We start from the raw sequence: 18,036 nt of genomic DNA, 5'->3' as shown, positions 1-18,036 counted from the left end.
ATGCGCAATCGACGAACAGTCTCTATATCGAAAGAGACAAACGCGCATCTCAAATCGGCGCGACAAAATATGCAATTTACCGGAGCCTTTATGAGCAATGCATCTTCCTTCGACCTCGTTATCTTTGATTGCGATGGTGTTCTTGTCGATAGTGAACCACTTTCCTGTCGCGCGTTTGAGCAGGTTTATGCCAATCACGGCATGATTTTGCCGGAAGGAACCGTCGCCAAAGGCATCGGCATGAAGCAGGCTGACATATTAGCGATGATTGCTGATCTGACGGGCCATCGTTTGCCAGATGAGGCTTTGAGCCAGTTCTGGCCCGAAACCAAAACCCTTTTTGCTGAGCATTTGCAGCCGGCGGTGGGAATCGCCGATTTTCTGAAAGTGCTGCCCTATAAGCGTTGTGTTGCCTCCTCCTCGCAGCCTGAGCGCATTGCATTCAGTTTGAAAAAGACAGGCATTGATCAATATTTTGGCGATGCAGTCTATTCATCCAGCATGGTTAAGCGCGGGAAGCCAGCGCCCGATCTTTTCCTGTTTGCTGCCGACAAAATGGGAATTGATCCGGCACGGTGTGTCGTGATCGAAGATTCGCCCTTTGGTGTTGAGGGGGCGATTGCAGCCGGTATGACAGCCTTTGGCTATACGGGCGGCGGGCATACCTATGAAGGGCATGCAGAACGTTTGTCTTCCAAGGGCGCGCAACAGGTTTTTGGCCATTGGGATGATATTGCACGTGAAATACTGGCCGCAGCCTGATCCACAGTCTTGCCGTGTGCTCATTAATGGATAACAAGAGAGTCTGAGTTCAGCAGAAAGTTTGAGGGCATGAAGGACGCAATTACGCTCGACCAGTTGCGCGAGGCGATTGGCACGGAAATCGGATGTTCCGAGTGGCGTGAAGTCACGCAGGAAATGATCAACCAGTTTGCGGATGCAACGGATGATCATCAGTTCATCCATGTTGATCCAGAACGTGCTGCCAAGGAAACGCCATTTGGCGGCACGATTGCGCATGGCTTTTTGACCTTGTCGCTGCTTTCGACGCTGGCATTTGAAGCGCTGCCGATGCTGGAAGGTGCCACGATGGGGATTAATTACGGTTTCGACAAAGTGCGTTTCATGTCACCGGTGAAGACCGGTGCGCGGGTGCGCGCGCGGTTCAAGCTCGCTGATGCCGATATTCGTCCCTCAGGCCGCGTGGTCAATCATTACGAAGTGACGCTGGAAGTCGAGAATATGGTCAAGCCAGCACTCACCGCGACATGGCTCACCATTGCTGTGGTTGAGCCGCCCAAGGCTTGATCCGTCTGTTCTTATGGATTGATAAGTCGTCCTTCTTCATCGAGAGGGGCGGCTTTGTCTTTTTGGGTGGTCATCAGATCACGGAAAAAGAAGGGGCCATGCAGGAACATGCCAAAGTCGTAAAAATTCTTCTTCTCAGCACCGCGCATGTAAAGCAGATGCATCAGGAAGAAATTGCCTTTTGAACGCTTGTAGCGGTTTTCACTGTGTATGTTCTTGAAGCGGATATGATGGATGAGCGGCGGGTTCTCAGTCTTTATTTTCAATGCTTTGGCCGGATCAGAGCCGTAAAAATGGATAATGTCGGTCAGAACCTGAAACTCCGACCAGAGCACAGGGCTTTCGTTCATCACCACGCGCATGTCTTCGCGCAAAGCCCGGGCCTTTGGGTGAAGCGCGATCATCAGCAGGCATGAGCCAATGGCCAGTATCGACACAGGCTGTTTTGTGAGCAGATCAGGCCGCTCGCGCTGAACATCGGCTAGTGCTTCAACCGCAGGTACTGTACCCAGGCTGTGGCCGACAATAATCACTTCGTCGGCATTGCTTTGCTCGATTTTCTTTTTGAGCGCTTCGGCAAACGCTTTGCGGCGCTCAATAAGCGTGTCATTGCGACCATAAATGCGGTCATAGGCTGCCGACCAGTCATCCAGCAGATAAGACATGAAGAATCGGTCGCCCGGCCAGCGCACGAGCAAGGTCGCAATCAAAGCAGCAAGCGGCAGCGACCAGACGAGATTCCAGGATGGGAAACCTGCAAGCGTGGGTGCTGATGCGATCAGAGCTGCAATCGCTATGATGAGGATGGACAGCAGAAACGGCCATAGGAAAAACATCACAAAGCGCCAGCTGGTTAGCAGATAGCGAAGCAGGGTGCCTGTAGATAAGATATTCATGAAAGCGCGAAAGCCGGTAAGCATCCGTTTTGGCGTGGAGCGTGCCGCATAATCATCGAAGATATCCGCAGTGCCAAACTGGCAGAATTCCGTTTCCGTCTCCCACCCATTGCCTTTTGTCCGAGCGGTCAGCGTTCCGCAATCATCCGCCTCGTCGGTCATGGGCGAAAGTTTTGTTTTGGCTTTCCATAACCGGTCAAAATCTTTCAACGCGAGCGCATGTCGCACGCGGACGGCTTTGGGGTGCAGGCCCTCATAGCCTGTGAATTGAATAACGAGTCGTGTGCGTGGGGACATGAATATGATGCGAAGGAATCAATCGAGGGGAAAAGGCTATGAACTGCCGGATTGCTTCTATCGTGGAGCAATGAGGCTGAATTGTGCGGAAGGTGGGGGCTCTCTAGCCTATTGGGTGCGATTTCGTCACTATAATTTATCGTGAGTCCATTATTTATGCGGAACGCCGGGCAAAGCTTTATCTTGATATGGACAAAAGCCGGACTATCTGGTAAAGCCAGCCCCAATTTGCAGCGTTTATGTTGCGAAGCTTGGGAGCCTTTCGGCGTTTATACAGTTGACTCTATCAGCTGGAACTCGTTAAGAGACGCCCTTAATGCCTCAGGCTCAATCGAAATTCTAACCGATACGGGATTACACGTGCAGGTACTCGTCCGCGATAACAATGTTGATCAGGCTCTCCGCGCTCTTAAGAAAAAGATGCAGCGCGAAGGTATCTTCCGCGAAATGAAGATGCGTGGCCATTATGAAAAGCCATCTGAAAAGCGCGCCCGCGAAAAGGCTGAAGCCGTTCGCCGTTCGCGTAAGCTGGCTCGTAAGCGCGCACAGCGTGAAGGTCTTATCGGCGGCGGTCGTACCGCAGCTCGCTAAGTGACCTGAAATTGGCGCTGCATTTGTAGCGCCTTTTGCTTGCCGGTGCAGCTTATGGCTCGCGCCGGTTTTTGCATGTCTGAACATCGGGTTGGTGTTTTGAGCCACTTCACGCGATAAGACATGTCGTTTTGAAGTGTCAGCGGACTGCCATATACTGACCTTTATTGTGGCGTTGAGCTTGTTGCGTCAGTTGGGTTGATCGGCGGTTTTGCCTGCCGCCTTCTCCTGTGCGATAGAATGAGAATATTGTGGCTGTTAAAGCAGCCGGGGACAAAGTTGAAGATAGGCTCCTTTGCTCCGCTCATGCAGAAAGGAACACTGCCGTTGCCAATGCGCTTTAAGGGTATGCATTCGTCCGGGAATTTTTTTGCCCGTAACAGCCTGTTGGCTGCAACTGCCGTTCTGGCACTTGGCCTTGTCGGTTGTCAGAGTTCCTCCAACAATGTGTTGACTTCGATTGATCGTGCGCAGGGTTCAAGTGAGAACATCAGTTCGCTGACCAGTGTCATTCAGAGCAATCCGCGTGATCCTGAAACTTATAATGTGCGTGGCTCTGCCTATGGCAAAGCTGGCCGTTACAAGGAGGCGCTGCGCGATTTCGATCAGGCGATTGCACTCAACCCGAATTTCTATCAGGCTTATGCAAACCGTGCGCTGATCTATCGTTATATGGGTGACAGCGGTAAAGCCGCGCAGGATTATAGCCGGGCGATCCAGATCAATCCGCAGTATGATGCCGCTTATATCGGGCGCGGTAATGTCTATCGGCAGGCCGGACGCCTTGATCAGGCATTGAGCGACTTTAATCAGGCGATTGCGCTTCAGACCACAGATGGACGCGCCTATCACAATCGCGGTTTGATCTATCAGGCCAAGGGGCAGCATAAGCAGGCGATTGAAGATTTCTCAAAAGCCATTTCGCTTAATTCCACTGCACCGGAACCTTATAATGGTCGCGGCCTGTCCTATGTTGCTCTGGGCGACTACGACAATGCTTTTGACGATTTCAATACAGCCATTACGCTTGATGGAAATATCGCTGAAAGCTGGGCCAATCAGGCGCTGGTTTACGAACACCGTGGTGATAAGGCCAAGGCTGCCAATTCTTACTTGCGCGCCACGCAGCTTGATCCGAATTATCAGCCTGCCAAGGCTGGTCTGGCGCGCACGCGCAGCTGATCATTTCTTTGTGAATAATAATAAGGGCGGTACTCTCCAAAATAGGGGGTGCCGCTTTCCTTTATTTAAAGGCGACATATAATAGCTGTATGTCGCTTTTCGATCATATTGGCTTTGAAACTAGAGATCTTCGCCGCAGCCTTTCTTTTTATGAAAGCTGCATGCCCACGCTTGGGCTGGCGGTTATTTCCCACGCAGACCGAGGTTTCTTCGTTAATGGTGGGGAAAGGGCGCCTGTGCCATTTTTGTGGATCCATAAAAGCCGGAAACCGGATGCAGACGTGCCTGACGGCAAGCCGGGCAATCATCTTCACTTGATGTTTACTGCGGTCAGTCGTGAAGATGTAGAGGTTTTTTTCCGTGCAGCCGTTCAGGGCGGCGGCAAAGAGAGCGCATCACCGGCCTATCAGGGACCGGAAGAAATGGGCTATTATGCGGCTCTCGTTTTCGATCCCGACGGAAACACACTGGAAGCAGGTTTCCGTCAGAGAGCAAGATAAATTGGTTTAAGCCCTTGAACGCAGGTTGCGCTTGTCGAGACGATTGACGAGAGAGTCGCCGATCAGCTGAATGCCGCACACCATAATGATGAGAATAATCACCACAGCAATCATGATCTGCGTTTCAAAGCGCTGATAGCCGTAGCGGATAGCCAGATCACCCAAGCCCCCCGCACCAATGGCACCAGCCATTGCGGACGCGCCAATAAGCGTGATGATGGTGACGGTGAAGCCTGCGATAATGCCCGGTAGCGCTTCGGGCACCAGCACTTCACGCACGATTGTCCAGCGGTTTGCGCCCATTGAACGGGCCGCTTCCACCAGGCCGTTATCCACTTCACGCAAAGAGACTTCAGCGATACGCGCATAGTAGGGAATGGCTGCGATTGACAATGGCACGATAGACGCCCACGTGCCGATTGATGTGCCGACAACAAAACGCGTCACCGGAATGAGTGCCACCAGCAAAATGATGAAAGGCACTGAACGGAAGCCATTGATGATGGCACCGAGGATGGTGTTGACTGTCAGATTTTGCGCAAGGCCACCCCGTTCGGTCAGAATCATGATGAGAGCCAGCGGAAGGCCGACAACGAGCGAAATCAGGCTCGAAAAGCCGGTCATGATGATGGTCTCCCAGAAGGAGCGCCAGAGAAGATCAAGCATTGCCTGAGACATAGCCGAGAACCTCCGTGGCGTCTGCATGGGTGTTGAGATAGGCGAGTGCGGCGTCCAGTTTTGCTTCGTCCTGCGTGGGCAGGCCAATGAACATGGTTCCAACCGGCTCGCCCTGAATGGTATCCATGCCGCCATGGATCAGTTGCAGCGCAATACCTGTCGCAAGCGTTGCTTCGCTAAAAAATGCGCTTTTGGCGGCATCGCCTGAAAGCTTGACCTTGAGAATGGCAAGATCGCCAGATTGCTCCAGACGTTCGCGCCACACGACAGGCAGTTCCGGCGCCAGCACCTGCAACATGCTTTGCGTGATGGGCGAGCGCGGATTGGCAAAGACTTTCCAGACCGGACCTTCTTCGGCGATTGCGCCATGATCCAGAACGATCACCCGATCGGCGATGCGGCGGATGACTTCCATCTCATGGGTGATGAGCAGGATGGTCAGACCAAGCTTGGTGTTGATGTCTTTGAGCAGCGCCAGAATTGATTGGGTTGTCTCAGGATCGAGCGCCGAGGTGGCTTCGTCAGAAAGCAGAACGGCGGGTTCGGCAGCAAGTGCACGCGCAATGCCGACGCGCTGCTTCTGGCCGCCGGAAAGCTGTGCCGGATATTGCTTGGCCTTGTCGGAAAGACCGACGAGATCAAGCAGCTCTGCAACACGCTTGATGCGTTGGGCTTTTGGCATACCGGCAATTTTGAGCGGCAGGGCAACGTTTTGCGCGACGGTCTTGGCGGACAGGAGATTGAAGTGCTGAAACACCATGCCGATGCGGCGGCGCACAGGGCGCAGCGCGTTTTCATCAAGGTTGGTGATTTCACGCCCTTCAATCTGGATTGAGCCGCTATCCGGCTTTTCAAGGCCGTTGACGCAACGAATCAGCGTGGATTTACCCGCGCCGCTGCGTCCGATGATACCGAGGATTTCGCCGCGTGCGACGGAAAGAGAGACGCCATTGATTGCCGGTGTTTCGCCGAACATTCGGCGCACGTCTTTCATGGCGACGATGGGCGCGGATGTTGCTGGTGGCGGTTCAATGGTCACGGTCGTGTCTTCTGTTTCTTATGCCGCGTTAAAACCGCGACTTGCTAAATCGATAAGGCTTCAAGGAAAATGACGCCAAAGGGCATGGGCGCTTTTTATCAAGCGCGCGCCGATGCTTTTGGGCAATTTTTTTGCGTACGTCAATAAAAGCCGCGCCGGAAAAGCTTTTTCCGGCGCGGTCTTTAAGGCGCTTTAAGGAATTAATTCCAGGCTGGAATGCCTGTGCCCTTGTAAACGCGGTCAAGCTCTGCCTTCACTGCGTCATTCTGGAAGGAGGCAACAAGGTTCTTTACCCAGTCAGCATTTTCATCTTCAGTGCGGACCGCGATGAAGTTGTTGTATGGGTTGTTTTCCTTGGATTCCCAACCGATCGCTTCTTCCTTTTTCAGGCCAGCCTTGGCGGCCCAGTCGTTGTTCACGATGGCGACATCCAGATCATCAATCGAACGGCCAACGACACCGGCGTCAAGTTCCTTGATTTCAAGCTTCTTTGGATTTTCGATGATGTCGATTGGGGTTGCCAGAATACCTGCATCTGGCTTCAGCTTGATGAGGCCTTTTTCTTCAAGCACGCGCAGTGCGCGGCCTTCATTCGATGGATCGTTCGGCACGCCGATAACCGCGCCTTCTTTGATTTCATCAAGGTTTTTGATCTTGCGCGAATAGATGCCGATTGGCCAGACAGCGGTGTAACCGGCCACACTGATCTTGTAACCGTGCTGCTTGATCTGTTCGTCGAGGTAAGGCTTGTGCTGGAAGGCGTTCGCGTCGATTTCCTTGCGTTCCAGCGCTTCATTTGGCTGGTTATAGTCATTGAATGTCACGCGTTCGATGATGAGGCCATGCTTCTTGCCTTCTTCGGCAACGACTTTCCAGACGTCTTCATCTTCGCCGCCCATGATGCCGACCTTGATGGTCTTGTCTTCTGCGTGGCTTGGCGCGGCTGCAAAACCAAGGGTGAGGGCTGCTGCGGTGAAGAGAGCAGCTTTCAGACCCGCGCGGCGGGTCAGCGAATAGCGGGAAAGGACTGACGACATTTTTAATTTCCTTGTCTCAAGTTTTTTGGAGAGCCGGTCCCGGAAAGTGATCATGTTAGATGATCTTTCTCCCCCTGCCCACCTTGGGGCCGATAATTCCTGTTTGTACGGCAATAAACAAGGAAAATTATTTCTGATTCGTGCGAGTTAGCGATTTTGAAATTGCGTTCACAGGCATGTGAGCGGATTGCTATTTCCGCTCACGGCATTGACCAGAATCTGGTTCTAACGATGGTCTGAGATAATCATTTGTGCGGCTTTCTCTGCAATCATCAAAGTGGGTGAGTTTGTGTTGCCGGAGGTGATCGTGGGCATGACCGAGGCATCGGCCACACGTAGCCCCTGAATGCCGTTCAGTCTGAGACGCGGATCGACAATTGCTTCTGCATCCGCGCCCATTCGGCATGTGCCGACGGGATGGAAAATTGTGGTACCAATATCGCCTGCCACTTTCTCCAGCTGTTCCTGCGTTTCGTAAGACGGACCGGGCTTGAATTCTTCCGGGCGATATTTCTGCAAAGGTGCCTGTGCTACGATATGGCGGGTGAGGCGGATGGCGTCGGCTGCAACGCGGCGGTCACTTTCCGTTGCCAGATAGTTGGGGCGGATGGACGGTTGGGTCCGATGATCGGGGGAGTTGATATGAATTGAGCCGCGGCTGTCGGGGCGCAGATTACAGACGGAGGCGGTAAAGGCCGGGAAGGGGTGAACGGCCTCGCCGAATTTCTCAAGGCTCAATGGCTGCACATGATATTGCAGATTGGCTGTTTCATAGGACGGGTCTGAGCGGGTGAAAGCACCGAGCTGGCTGGGTGCCATCGACATGGGACCAGAACGGCGCAGGAAATATTCAAGGCCGATCATGGCTTTGCCGAAAAGCTTGCTGGCCTTTTCATTGAGCGTTGGAATGCCGGTCACTTTATAAGCGCAGCGCAGTTGCAGATGGTCCTGCAAGTTTTCGCCCAACTGGTTGCGTTCGAGTTTAGGCGCAATGCCTGCCTGTTGCAGTACATCGCCCCGTCCCACGCCGGAAAGCTCCAATATCTGCGGCGAGCCGACAGAGCCTGCCGTCAGAATAATCTCGCGCTTTGCTTTGACGGTTCGGGTTGTGCCATTTTGATCAAAGGTAACACCCGTTGCGCGTAATTCTTCGATCTCTATGCGGCGAACATGCGCGCCGGTTTCAACGCGCAGGTTGGGGCGGTCAAGGGCCGGTCGCAGAAAGGCTTTGGCCGTGTTCCAGCGAATACCGCGTTTCTGGTTGACCTTAAAATAGGACACGCCTTCATTGTCGCCGCGATTGAAATCGTCGGTTGCCGGAATTCCGGCCGCAACCGCTGCATCGCGGAATGCATCCAGAATATCCCAGTGCAGACGTGCGTTTTCAACGCGCCATTCACCGCCCGCACCATGCAATTCGCTCGCGCCTTCAAAATAGTCTTCCGACTTTTTGAAGACGGGCAGCACGTCGTCCCAGCCCCAGCCGTCGCAACCGGCCTGGCGCCACAGATCATAATCGCGCGCCTGTCCGCGCATATAGATCATGCCGTTGATCGAGGAACAGCCGCCAAGCACCTTGCCGCGGGGATAGCCCAGAGAACGACCGTTCAGGCCGGGTTCCGCTTCTGTTGTAAAGCACCAGTCGGTGCGCGGATTGCCGATGCAATAGAGATAGCCGACGGGGATGTGAATCCACGCGTAATTGTCTTTGCCACCGGCTTCAAGCAGCAGCACGGAGCGGTTCTTATCTGCGGAAAGCCGGTTCGCAAGCGCGCACCCTGCCGTGCCCGCGCCAACCACGATGTAATCGTAGGTGTCGGTCATGATTTCATATCCAGTAAAAAGTGGAGCCGCTATCTTATGAACAGGCGGCTCCGTCGGTTATCCGAACAATTTCTTTCCAAGCCGCGAGGCATAGAACTCGCCGACGATGCCTCTGCGGAAGAGCAGAACGCAGGCCATGAAGATGATGCCGGTCACGATTGTGACGGGGAAGTCGGAGGTTGCGAGGTAGTTTTGCAAAGCCACCACGAAGGCTGCACCGACGATTGGGCCAATCAGCGTTCCAATACCGCCAAGCAGCGTCATCAGGATCACTTCGCCCGACATCTGCCAGCCTACATCGGTCAGTGTTGCAAACTGGAAGACCAGGGCCTTCATACCGCCTGCAAGGCCAGCAAGCGCTGCCGACATCACAAAGGCTGCAAGCTTGTAGTGATTGACGGAATAGCCCAGCGACACGGCGCGGTTCTCGTTTTCACGCACCGATTTGAGGATCATCCCGAACGGCGAATTGATGATGCGCCAGATCGCAAAGACTCCGATCACGAAGAGTGCCAGCACCAGATAATACATGTTCATCGGCTGGTTGAGATCAATGATGCCAAACAGATAGCCGCGTGGCACGCCCTGCAACCCGTCTTCACCATGCGTGAAGGCCGCCTGCAGACAGAAAAAGAAGAACATCTGCGCTAAGGCCAGCGTGATCATTGTCGAATAGATACCCTGACGGCGAATGGCGAGATAGCCGATGATGAGGCCAAGCACAGCTGCTGTGAGCATACCAAGCAGAATGCCGATTTCGGGCGTGACACCCCATTCCTTGACCGCATGGGCCGTCACATAGGCAGCGCCGCCAAAGAAAGCCGCATGGCCGAACGACAGAATGCCGGTATAGCCAAGCAGCAGATTGAAGGCGGAGGCAAACAGCGCAAAGCACAGCATCTTCATCAGAAAGATCGGGTAGACCATGAACGGGGCTGCGATCAGGCCGATGAGGGCTACAGCCAAAACGATCGCCGAGAGGCTGTTGAGGGCTGGTGCCTTTGCCGCGTGCGGTGCAGCCGTTGCTTTAAGAGCGGTATCAGTCATATCAGGCCTCCTTCCCGAACAGTCCGGCGGGTCGCACCAGAAGGACGATAGCCATGATAACGAAGATGACGATGCTGGAGGCTTCAGGATAGAACACCTTGGTCAGACCTTCGGCCAGCCCCAGCACATAGCCGGTAATGATCGCGCCTAAGATCGACCCCATGCCGCCAACCACGACCACGGCAAAAACCACGATGATGATGTTGGAGCCCATCAGCGGGCTGACCTGATAGATGGGTGCTGCCAGAATTCCGGCAAAGCCAGCAAGGGCTGCGCCCAGAGCATAGGTGAAGGTGAGAAGCAGCGGCACATTGATGCCAAAGGCTTTAACCAGTGTGGGGTTTTCGGTTGCTGCACGCAAATAAGCGCCGAGCTTGGTTTTTTCGATTAAAAGCCAGGTGCCGATACAGATGACGAGTGATGCCACAACCACCCATGCGCGATAGTTGGGCAGGAACATGAAGCCGAGATTGTTGCCGCCTGCAAGGGATGGCGGCACGGCATAGGGCTGACCGGCGGCGCCATAATAATAGCGGAAAGTGCCTTCGATCACGAGTGCCAGACCAAAGGTAAACAGCAGCCCATAAAGCGGATCGAGATTATAAAGCCTTGAAAGCGCAACTCGCTCGATGATGGCGCCGCCCAGACCCACGATCAGCGGAGCCAGAATAAGCGCTGGCCAATAGCCGATGCCAAGGCCGCTCAACAGCAGATAGCCGACAAAGGCGCCAAGCATATATTGCGCGCCATGGGCAAAGTTGATGATGCGCAAAAGCCCGAAGATGATGGCGAGGCCAAGACTCAGAATTGCATAGAAAGACCCGTTGATAAGGCCCACGAGCAACTGCCCAAGAAGTGCCTGAACAGGGATGCCGAAGATCATTGTCATTGGTTCAGACCCCCAGAGCTTCGTTTAGGGCTGCCATACGTTCGGGCAGCTCAGCGGTGGGGAAGTTCTCCGTCACCACACCATGATCCATCAGATAAAAGCGGTCTGCGACCTTGGCGGCAAAGCGGAAGTTCTGTTCGACCAGAAGCACCGTCATGCCGCGCTTTTTGAGTTCCACCAGCACATCACCGATGCGCTGGATGATGACGGGCGCAAGCCCTTCAGTTGGCTCATCCAGCAGCAGAATTTTGACGCCGGTGCGCAGAATACGGGCAATCGCCAGCATCTGCTGCTCGCCGCCCGAAAGCTTGGTGCCGGGGCTGTTGCGGCGCTCATAGAGATTGGGGAACAGTTCGTAAATCTCATCGAGTGACATGGCGCCGCTGCCTTTGGCGACAACCGGTGGCAGCAGCAGATTTTCATGCACGTTGAGCGTTGCAAAGATCCCGCGCTCTTCCGGCACAAAGCCAAGACCCGTGCGGGCAATGCGATGCAGCGGCACACGCAGAATATCTTTGCCATCAAGCGTGATGGTGCCGGTGCGCTTGCGGATGATGCCCATGATCGTGCGCAGCGTTGTGGTCTTACCAACGCCATTGCGGCCCAAAAGCGTGATGGTTTCACCGGGGTAGATATCGAGATCGACGCCGTGCAGCGCATGGCTTTCACCATACCAGGCATTAAGCCCGCGCACGGAAAGCAGGGGTTGGCCTCTATTCATGTTCGGTTCCCATATAAGCGGTGCGTACGCGCTCATCTTGTGCAACGGTTAAATAAGTGCCCGATGCGAGGATTTCTCCGCGTTGCAGCACCGTGACGTGGTGGGCGATGTCGGCCACCACTTTGAGATTGTGTTCGACCATCAGCACCGCGCGATCTTTTGCGACATCGGTGATGAGGGCGGCAATTGTGTGCACATCTTCGTGCCCCATGCCGGCCATTGGCTCATCGAGCAGCAGCACTTTCGGATCAAGTGCAAGTGTGGTTGCGATTTCAAGCGCGCGCTTGCGACCATAAGACAAATCAGCGGCCAGCGCATGACGGGCATCGGCAAGACCGACGCGCTCCAGCAGTTCAATCGCCTGAGCATTCAGCCGGTCAAGTGCCGACAAAGGCCGCCAGAATTGCGTGGCCAGACCACTCGGACGCTGAAGCGCGACCTTGACGTTTTCCAGCACGGTCAAATGCGGAAAAGTTGCGGAAATCTGGAACGAACGCACCAGCCCCATCCGCGCCACTTTGGCAGGGTTGGTTTTGGTGATGCTTTCGCCAAGCAGCGTAATCTCGCCGCTTGTCGGCTGGAGAAACTTGGTAAGCAGGTTGAAAACGGTCGTCTTGCCTGCGCCATTCGGCCCGATCAGCGCATGAACGCGGGCGTGCTCGACATCAAGATCGACATTCTTCACCGCATGAAAGCCGCCAAACGACTTGCCCAACCCGCGCGCAGAAAGAACCGTCCCTGACGGCTCTGCTTCTCGCAGAGCCGTGGCATTTTGAGTTGCTGTGTTCATCCCATTAGCCTCTTATTGTGTGACCAGTGGGCAACCGCTTTCTTCCGGCTTCATGTAAGCCTGATCGCCGGGGATGGTGGCCAGCACCTTATAGTAGTCCCATGGCGCCTTGCTTTCGTCAGGCTTTTTCACTTCCATGAGATACATGTCATAGATCATGCGGCCATTGGGTCCGACCTTGCCGTTGCGGGCAAAAACATCATTGACCGGCATTTCATGCAGCTTCTTGGCGACGGCTTCCGTATCGTCGGTGCCTGCTTCCTTGATGGCTTTCAGATACTGAAGAACCGCCGAATAGGTGCCTGCCTGAATCATGTTCGGCATACGGCCGGTGCGGTCGAAAAAGCGCTTGCTGAACTCGCGCGATTCATCGTCGCGATCCCAGTAAAATCCTTCGGTGAGTGTCAGGCCCTGTGCCGCGTCAAGGCCCAGTCCGTGCACTTCCGCAAGCGTGAAGAGCAAGGCCGCAAGGCGCTGGCCACCGGCCACGATGCCGAATTCCGCAGCCTGTTTGATCGCATTGGATGTATCAAGACCGGCATTGGCAAGGCCAACGACCTTGGCACCCGATGCCTGTGCCTGTAGCAGGAAGGAAGAGTAATCGGTGCTGCTCAGTGGATGGCGAACCGAGCCAAGAACTTTACCGCCCTTGGATTCTACGAATTTCGACGTCTGTTCTTCCAGCGAATAGCCGAAAGCATAGTCCGCTGTCAGGAAATACCATGTGTCGCCGCCCTGTTCAACGAGCGAGCCACCTGTGCCGACCGCCAGCGCATGGGTGTCATAGGCCCAGTGGAAACCGTAAGGCGTGCATTGCTTGCCTGTGAGTTCCGATGTCGCGGCACCTGTATTAATGGTGATTTTCTTTTTGTCTTTTGAAAGTGCCTGAACAGCGAGACCCACGGAGGAGCTGGTCAGCTCCATGATGGCATCGACCTGTTCGGTATCATACCACTGACGGGCGATGTTGGCTGCAACGTCCGGCTTGTTCTGGTGGTCGGCAGTGATGATTTCAATCGGCGCATCCAGCACAGTGCCGCCAAAATCTTCAGCAGCCATTTTGGCCGCCTCATACGACCATTTGCCGCCGAAATCAGCATAAACGCCAGACTGGTCGTTCAGAATGCCGATTTTGACTTTGCCGTCTGATATTTCCGCTGCGGATGAAATTGCGGTTGCAGCAAAAAGTGCAGCCGTAGCAAGTGCAAAAAGTTTCATTCAGTGTTCCTCCCAAAAACGTATGATCGTCGCGACAAAGTCGGACGAAATGCTTATTTGAAGCCGTCTTTTCAGACAGGGTGGCCAATCTTCCTCATGATTAGGCACCCATATGCTTCCGCCCGGCTCGTTCCTCCTTTAGGGCCTCCATGCGGGCTTGTCCTATGGACGGTAGCATTGACAAATGCGTACAAGAATAGCAATTTTTGAACAGTGTCTGTTCAAAAATGTACAGAAGCTTTAAGGAGGAAACGTTGCGGCAGTTTTCATGGGATGATCTGCAATATTTTCTCGCGGTCGCGCGCACCGGCCAGCTTTCGACTGCCGCAAGACAATTACGCACCAGCCACGTTACGGTTCTGCGGCGCATCGATCGTCTGGAGCAAGCGCTTGCAACAAAGCTTTTTGAGCGCAATCCGCGCGGCTATCTTTTAACGCCGATGGGCGAGCGACTGGTTGAGCCTGCGGAAGTGATGGAGCGAGAGGCGCTGAAATTCCAGACAGAGACGACGGGCAGTTTTTCGGCATTGTCAGGTGTGGTGCGGCTTTCAACCCTTGAAGGTTTTGGCAATTTCTTTCTGGCGGATCGGCTGCCGGTGTTGGCGCAATCCTATCCCAGTCTTTCGGTGGAGGTGGTGACAATCCAGCAGATTATGTCATTGTCGCGGCGTGAAGCGGAGCTTTCGATCACGCTGCATATGCCGCGCACCGGACCTTATCACAGTGAAAAACTCACGCCCTATCGTTTGTTTGTTTATGGGCATCGCGACTATCTGAATTGTCATTCAGCGATCAAAACGCGCGAAGATATGACCCAGCATCCTTTTATCGGCTATATAGACGATATGGTGTTTACACCCGGTCTTGATTACATGCGTGAAATTTTGCCTGGAAAGCGTTGCAATTATCAAGGCTCAAGCATTCATGCGCAACTGGTGGCAACATTGACAGGCTATGGGCTGTGTGTGTTGCCATTTTTCATTGCCAGCCAATATTCTGAACTTGTGCCGGTTCTGCCAAAGGAAATGTATCTTGAGCGCGAATATTGGATGAATTGCCATGTCGATGTTATGGCCGCACCGCGTATCAGAGTGATCAGTGATTTTATGCTTGGAGCAGTGCGCGAAGCCTCGGCAAGCTTCTTAGGCGAGAGCCTTCTTCAATCTTAATGTAATCCACCAACAAGTGCATAAATGCAGGTCATGACAAGTGCGCTAAAGCCAAAACCAATAATAAAAAGATTAAGTGTTCGCAATTTCCCCTCCCATTGCAACCCGGGCGGTTTATGTGCGACTTGAGCGATGAAGTCTACTGTAAATTGTATCGATATAAACTAAAGTTGTATTGTCTGCTTTAAGACCTGTTCATACGTGACATCACGGCAATATCTCCGAACGGTAGGGGGATTCGCGCCATTTAAATGGATTGAATCGGCGCCTGCGGGATCTTGCCGAGTTTTCATGATGGTGAAAAACTCGGCTTGAAGTCGAAAGCAAAAGAGACTCGTTATCTCTGTTTGGCTAATCCCTGTTCGCGCATCTGGCTGAGCGTCATTTTGGGCGAAAGGGCTTCCGGGTCGATGCGGATTTCAATCAGCCCCGGCTTACCCGATTGCTCGCAGCGCTTGAAAGCTTCCGCAAAGTCTGCGGTCTTTTCCACCGTTTCCCCATGCAGGCCATAGGCGCGGGCAAGCGCTGCAAAGTCGGGATTTGCAAGGCCAGTGCCGGAAACGCGGCCCGGATAGGTGCGCTCCTGATGCATACGGATCGTGCCATACATGCCGTTATTGACCACAATGAAAATCGCATTGGCTTCATATTGCGCAGCCGTTGCAAGCTCCTGACCATTCATCAGGAAACAGCCGTCACCAGCGAAACAGACGACTGTGCGTTCTGGTGCGGTCAGCTTGGCGGCAACGGCAGCTGGCACACCATAGCCCATGGAGCCATTGGTTGGTGCCAGCTGGCTGCGATAGGTGCGGTACTGATAAAAGCGGTGCGGCCATGCCGAATAATTGCCAGCGCCATTGGTGATGATGGCATCATCGGCGAGATGTGCGCGCAGCCATTCCATGATCTCGCCCATCTGAACGTCACCGGGAATTGTCGGCGTTTTCAGATTGTCACGGTAATCGGCTTTGGCGCTTTCAGCCCATGCTTTCCACCGGGGGTTAGAGATAGGTTCAAGCTTTGAAGCTGCTTTGGTGAAGGCAGCCATGCTAGCATTGATCGGAATATCAGCGTGATAGACACGGCCAAGCTCTTCCGCACCCGGATGGATATGGATGAGCTTCTGCTTTGGCACAGGGATATTGATCAGTTCATAGCCCTGCGTGGTCATTTCACCAAGGCGCGCACCCACCACCAGCAAAAGGTCTGAATCTTTAACGCGGGCGGCGAGTTTCGGGCTGATCGACGTTCCCATTTCACCGGCATAAAGTGGATGATGATTGTCGAACATATCCTGACAACGGAAGGATGCTGCAACAGGCAGCGACATGTTTTCAGCGAATGTTTGCAGGTCGCGAACCGCTTGGCTATTCCAGCCGCCGCCGCCCACGATCATTAGTGGCCGCTCGGCTTTTTCGAGAAGTGCTTTCATGTCCTGTAGCTGATCGCTTCCCGGATGCATTTCGACATGCTTGTAAGCGGGCGCATCGCTGACGGTTGCGTGTGAGGTCAGCATATCTTCGGGCAGGGCGATGACCACAGGGCCGGGGCGACCGTTGATGGCGCGATGGAAAGCCTGACTGACCAGTTCCGGGATGCGGGCTGCGTCATCGATCTGCACCACCCATTTGGCCATCTGGCCGAACATGCGGCGATAATCAACTTCCTGAAATGCTTCCCGTTCCACCTGATCGCTTGCAACCTGCCCGATGAACAGAAGCATCGGTGTGGAATCCTGAAACGCGGTATGAACGCCGACGGAGGCATTCGTCGCACCGGGACCGCGTGTGACAAAGCAGATGCCGGGCTTGCCGGTCAGCTTGCCATAGGCTTCCGCCATGTAAGAAGCCCCACCTTCCTGACGGCAGACGATAAGATCGATCTGGTCACTGACGTCATGGAAAGCATCGAGCGCCGCAAGGTAGCTTTCGCCGGGCACACAGAAAACGCGGTCAACGCCGTGAATGCCGAGTGCATCCACCAATATCTGGCCACCGGTCCGCATGTTGCTGTTTGTTGAGGTTTTATGCATTTCCCTACTCTCAAAATGTCTGAACGACTTTGGCGCGCATGCGCTCTATTTCGGAGGCATACGCAGCGCACCATCGAGCCGAATGGTTTCGCCGTTGAGCATGCTGTTTTCGATAATATGCAGCGCGAGTGCCGCATATTCGTCTGGCCGACCCAGACGTGGGGGGAAAGGAACCATCTGGCCCAGCGCATCCTGTGCAGGTTGCGGCAAGCCTTTGAGCATGGGGGTTTCAAAAATACCGGGTGCAATGGCGCACACACGAATGCCAAGGGGGGCAAGTTCGCGTGCCGCAGGCAGAGTCAGGCCAACGATGCCGCCTTTAGACGCTGCATAGGCCGTCTGGCCGATCTGGCCGTCAAAGGCTGCAACCGATGCCGTATTGATGACCACGCCGCGCTCGCCCGTTGACAGGGCTTCGCTTTTGGAGGCGACATCGGCAAACAGCCGCAGCAGATTGAACGAGCCGATCAGGTTGATCTCAACCGCTTTGCGGAAATCATCAAGCGGCATGACGCTGCCATCACGCGCCAGCATTTTCTTTGCTGGTGCTACGCCCGCGCAATTGACAAGAATCTGTGGTGATCCGAGCTTTTCGCCGATTGCCTTGAACGCGGCCTCAGCACTTGCAGCGTCTGAAACATCGCATTGAATGGCGATGCCGCCGATTTCGGCTGCCACTGTATTGGCGCCGTCAATGTTGAAATCGAGGATTGCAACTTTCGCGCCTTTGGCTGCAAGCGCACGTGCGGTTGCGGCACCAAGGCCTGATGCACCACCGCTGACGATGGCGATTTTTCCTTCAATATCCATTTTCCCCC

At 54.2% G+C, this 18,036-nt stretch carries 18 protein-coding genes; 6 read left to right on the top strand and 12 right to left on the bottom strand.

Translation table 11 applies throughout. The annotated features are described in order from the left end of the window. Positions 1 to 90: 90 nt before the first annotated feature. The gene (locus VBH83_RS08490) at positions 91 to 762 is read left to right on the top strand and encodes an HAD family phosphatase (RefSeq protein WP_265986530.1); all 672 of its coding nucleotides are present in this window, start codon (positions 91 to 93) and stop codon (positions 760 to 762) included. Positions 763 to 831: 69 nt separating this feature from the next. Then, positions 832 to 1,308: a MaoC family dehydratase gene (locus tag VBH83_RS08485; protein ID WP_265986531.1), complete on the top strand. Its 477-nt coding sequence runs from the start codon at positions 832 to 834 to the stop codon at positions 1,306 to 1,308. Positions 1,309 to 1,319: 11 nt separating this feature from the next. Here VBH83_RS08485 and VBH83_RS08480 read toward each other — a convergent pair whose 3' ends face one another. After that, the gene (locus VBH83_RS08480; protein ID WP_396997161.1) at positions 1,320 to 2,501 is read right to left on the bottom strand and encodes an alpha/beta hydrolase; all 1,182 of its coding nucleotides are present in this window, start codon (positions 2,499 to 2,501) and stop codon (positions 1,320 to 1,322) included. A 360-nt stretch (positions 2,502 to 2,861) separates the two neighbouring features. On the opposite strand from VBH83_RS08480, the gene rpsU reads away from it, so the two are divergent. The 3 genes from rpsU to VBH83_RS08465 all read left to right on the top strand — a co-directional run bounded on the left by rpsU (position 2,862) and on the right by VBH83_RS08465 (position 4,774). After that, positions 2,862 to 3,092, top strand: coding sequence for a 30S ribosomal protein S21 (gene rpsU / locus VBH83_RS08475; protein ID WP_187544203.1), 231 nt, complete (start codon positions 2,862 to 2,864; stop codon positions 3,090 to 3,092). 306 nt (positions 3,093 to 3,398) lie between these two features. After that, positions 3,399 to 4,274: a tetratricopeptide repeat protein gene (locus VBH83_RS08470; RefSeq protein WP_265986543.1), complete on the top strand. Its 876-nt coding sequence runs from the start codon at positions 3,399 to 3,401 to the stop codon at positions 4,272 to 4,274. Between the two features lie 89 nt (positions 4,275 to 4,363). Then, positions 4,364 to 4,774, top strand: a complete 411-nt coding sequence (locus VBH83_RS08465) for a VOC family protein (protein ID WP_265986534.1) — start codon at positions 4,364 to 4,366, stop codon at positions 4,772 to 4,774. 6 nt (positions 4,775 to 4,780) lie between these two features. On the opposite strand, the gene VBH83_RS08460 is transcribed toward VBH83_RS08465, so the two are convergent. From VBH83_RS08460 to VBH83_RS08420, 9 genes are all read right to left on the bottom strand, one after another. Continuing rightward, entirely contained in the window at positions 4,781 to 5,452 is a 672-nt protein-coding gene (locus VBH83_RS08460; RefSeq protein ID WP_265986536.1) for a methionine ABC transporter permease, read from the bottom strand. After that, positions 5,433 to 6,491: a methionine ABC transporter ATP-binding protein gene (locus VBH83_RS08455; protein ID WP_265986537.1), complete on the bottom strand. Its 1,059-nt coding sequence runs from the start codon at positions 6,489 to 6,491 to the stop codon at positions 5,433 to 5,435. The genes VBH83_RS08460 and VBH83_RS08455 overlap by 20 nt, the downstream gene beginning before the upstream one ends. 200 nt (positions 6,492 to 6,691) lie before the next feature. After that, positions 6,692 to 7,528: a MetQ/NlpA family ABC transporter substrate-binding protein gene (locus VBH83_RS08450; protein ID WP_265986538.1), complete on the bottom strand. Its 837-nt coding sequence runs from the start codon at positions 7,526 to 7,528 to the stop codon at positions 6,692 to 6,694. Between the two features lie 225 nt (positions 7,529 to 7,753). Then, positions 7,754 to 9,352, bottom strand: coding sequence for a GMC family oxidoreductase (locus tag VBH83_RS08445; RefSeq protein WP_265986539.1), 1,599 nt, complete (start codon positions 9,350 to 9,352; stop codon positions 7,754 to 7,756). Between the two features lie 57 nt (positions 9,353 to 9,409). Next, positions 9,410 to 10,399 carry a branched-chain amino acid ABC transporter permease gene (locus tag VBH83_RS08440; RefSeq protein WP_396997156.1) on the bottom strand — a complete coding sequence of 330 codons (990 nt, stop codon included), beginning with the start codon at positions 10,397 to 10,399 and terminating at the stop codon, positions 9,410 to 9,412. Position 10,400: 1 nt separating this feature from the next. Then, on the bottom strand, positions 10,401 to 11,288 hold the full coding sequence (locus VBH83_RS08435; protein ID WP_265987216.1) for a branched-chain amino acid ABC transporter permease: 888 nt from the start codon (positions 11,286 to 11,288) through the stop codon (positions 10,401 to 10,403). Between the two features lie 4 nt (positions 11,289 to 11,292). Then, positions 11,293 to 12,009, bottom strand: a complete 717-nt coding sequence (locus VBH83_RS08430; protein ID WP_396997153.1) for an ABC transporter ATP-binding protein — start codon at positions 12,007 to 12,009, stop codon at positions 11,293 to 11,295. Then, positions 12,002 to 12,799, bottom strand: a complete 798-nt coding sequence (locus VBH83_RS08425; protein WP_396997151.1) for an ABC transporter ATP-binding protein — start codon at positions 12,797 to 12,799, stop codon at positions 12,002 to 12,004. Before VBH83_RS08425 ends, VBH83_RS08430 begins: the two co-directional genes overlap by 8 nt. A gap of 12 nt (positions 12,800 to 12,811) precedes the next feature. Beyond that, on the bottom strand, positions 12,812 to 14,017 hold the full coding sequence (locus VBH83_RS08420) for an ABC transporter substrate-binding protein (protein ID WP_396997149.1): 1,206 nt from the start codon (positions 14,015 to 14,017) through the stop codon (positions 12,812 to 12,814). Between the two features lie 254 nt (positions 14,018 to 14,271). Here VBH83_RS08420 and VBH83_RS08415 point away from each other — a divergent pair, with 254 nt between their 5' ends. Then, the gene (locus VBH83_RS08415; protein ID WP_265985688.1) at positions 14,272 to 15,186 is read left to right on the top strand and encodes a LysR family transcriptional regulator; all 915 of its coding nucleotides are present in this window, start codon (positions 14,272 to 14,274) and stop codon (positions 15,184 to 15,186) included. Between the two features lie 337 nt (positions 15,187 to 15,523). Here the strand turns inward: VBH83_RS08415 and VBH83_RS08410 are convergent, their stop codons facing one another. Together VBH83_RS08410 and VBH83_RS08405 are read right to left on the bottom strand one after the other, a co-directional pair. Continuing rightward, complete coding sequence (locus VBH83_RS08410; RefSeq protein ID WP_265985685.1) at positions 15,524 to 17,218, bottom strand: thiamine pyrophosphate-binding protein; 1,695 nt, start codon at positions 17,216 to 17,218, stop codon at positions 15,524 to 15,526. Positions 17,219 to 17,263: 45 nt separating this feature from the next. Beyond that, positions 17,264 to 18,028: an SDR family oxidoreductase gene (locus tag VBH83_RS08405; RefSeq protein ID WP_265985682.1), complete on the bottom strand. Its 765-nt coding sequence runs from the start codon at positions 18,026 to 18,028 to the stop codon at positions 17,264 to 17,266. Positions 18,029 to 18,036: the final 8 nt, after the last annotated feature.

Origin of the sequence: Ochrobactrum sp. S1502_03 (assembly GCF_044435015.1) — a bacterium.
GTDB lineage: Bacteria > Pseudomonadota > Alphaproteobacteria > Rhizobiales > Rhizobiaceae > Brucella > Brucella chromiisoli.
This window is presented reverse-complemented; position numbering and strand designations above follow the sequence as displayed.

What these genes read in the sequence shown, in the direction of transcription:
- VBH83_RS08490 (WP_265986530.1), top strand. Translation starts at nt 91, where the DNA reads ATGAGCAATGCATCTTCCTTCGACCTCGTTATCTTTGATTGCGATGGT.
- VBH83_RS08485 (WP_265986531.1), top strand. Translation starts at nt 832, where the DNA reads ATGAAGGACGCAATTACGCTCGACCAGTTGCGCGAGGCGATTGGCACG.
- VBH83_RS08480 (WP_396997161.1), bottom strand. Translation starts at nt 2,501, where the DNA reads ATGTCCCCACGCACACGACTCGTTATTCAATTCACAGGCTATGAGGGC.
- VBH83_RS08470 (WP_265986543.1), top strand. Translation starts at nt 3,399, where the DNA reads ATGCAGAAAGGAACACTGCCGTTGCCAATGCGCTTTAAGGGTATGCAT.
- VBH83_RS08465 (WP_265986534.1), top strand. Translation starts at nt 4,364, where the DNA reads ATGTCGCTTTTCGATCATATTGGCTTTGAAACTAGAGATCTTCGCCGC.
- VBH83_RS08460 (WP_265986536.1), bottom strand. Translation starts at nt 5,452, where the DNA reads ATGTCTCAGGCAATGCTTGATCTTCTCTGGCGCTCCTTCTGGGAGACC.
- VBH83_RS08450 (WP_265986538.1), bottom strand. Translation starts at nt 7,528, where the DNA reads ATGTCGTCAGTCCTTTCCCGCTATTCGCTGACCCGCCGCGCGGGTCTG.
- VBH83_RS08445 (WP_265986539.1), bottom strand. Translation starts at nt 9,352, where the DNA reads ATGACCGACACCTACGATTACATCGTGGTTGGCGCGGGCACGGCAGGG.
- VBH83_RS08440 (WP_396997156.1), bottom strand. Translation starts at nt 10,399, where the DNA reads ATGACTGATACCGCTCTTAAAGCAACGGCTGCACCGCACGCGGCAAAG.
- VBH83_RS08435 (WP_265987216.1), bottom strand. Translation starts at nt 11,288, where the DNA reads ATGACAATGATCTTCGGCATCCCTGTTCAGGCACTTCTTGGGCAGTTG.
- VBH83_RS08430 (WP_396997153.1), bottom strand. Translation starts at nt 12,009, where the DNA reads ATGAATAGAGGCCAACCCCTGCTTTCCGTGCGCGGGCTTAATGCCTGG.
- VBH83_RS08425 (WP_396997151.1), bottom strand. Translation starts at nt 12,799, where the DNA reads ATGAACACAGCAACTCAAAATGCCACGGCTCTGCGAGAAGCAGAGCCG.
- VBH83_RS08420 (WP_396997149.1), bottom strand. Translation starts at nt 14,017, where the DNA reads ATGAAACTTTTTGCACTTGCTACGGCTGCACTTTTTGCTGCAACCGCA.
- VBH83_RS08410 (WP_265985685.1), bottom strand. Translation starts at nt 17,218, where the DNA reads ATGCATAAAACCTCAACAAACAGCAACATGCGGACCGGTGGCCAGATA.
- VBH83_RS08405 (WP_265985682.1), bottom strand. Translation starts at nt 18,028, where the DNA reads ATGGATATTGAAGGAAAAATCGCCATCGTCAGCGGTGGTGCATCAGGC.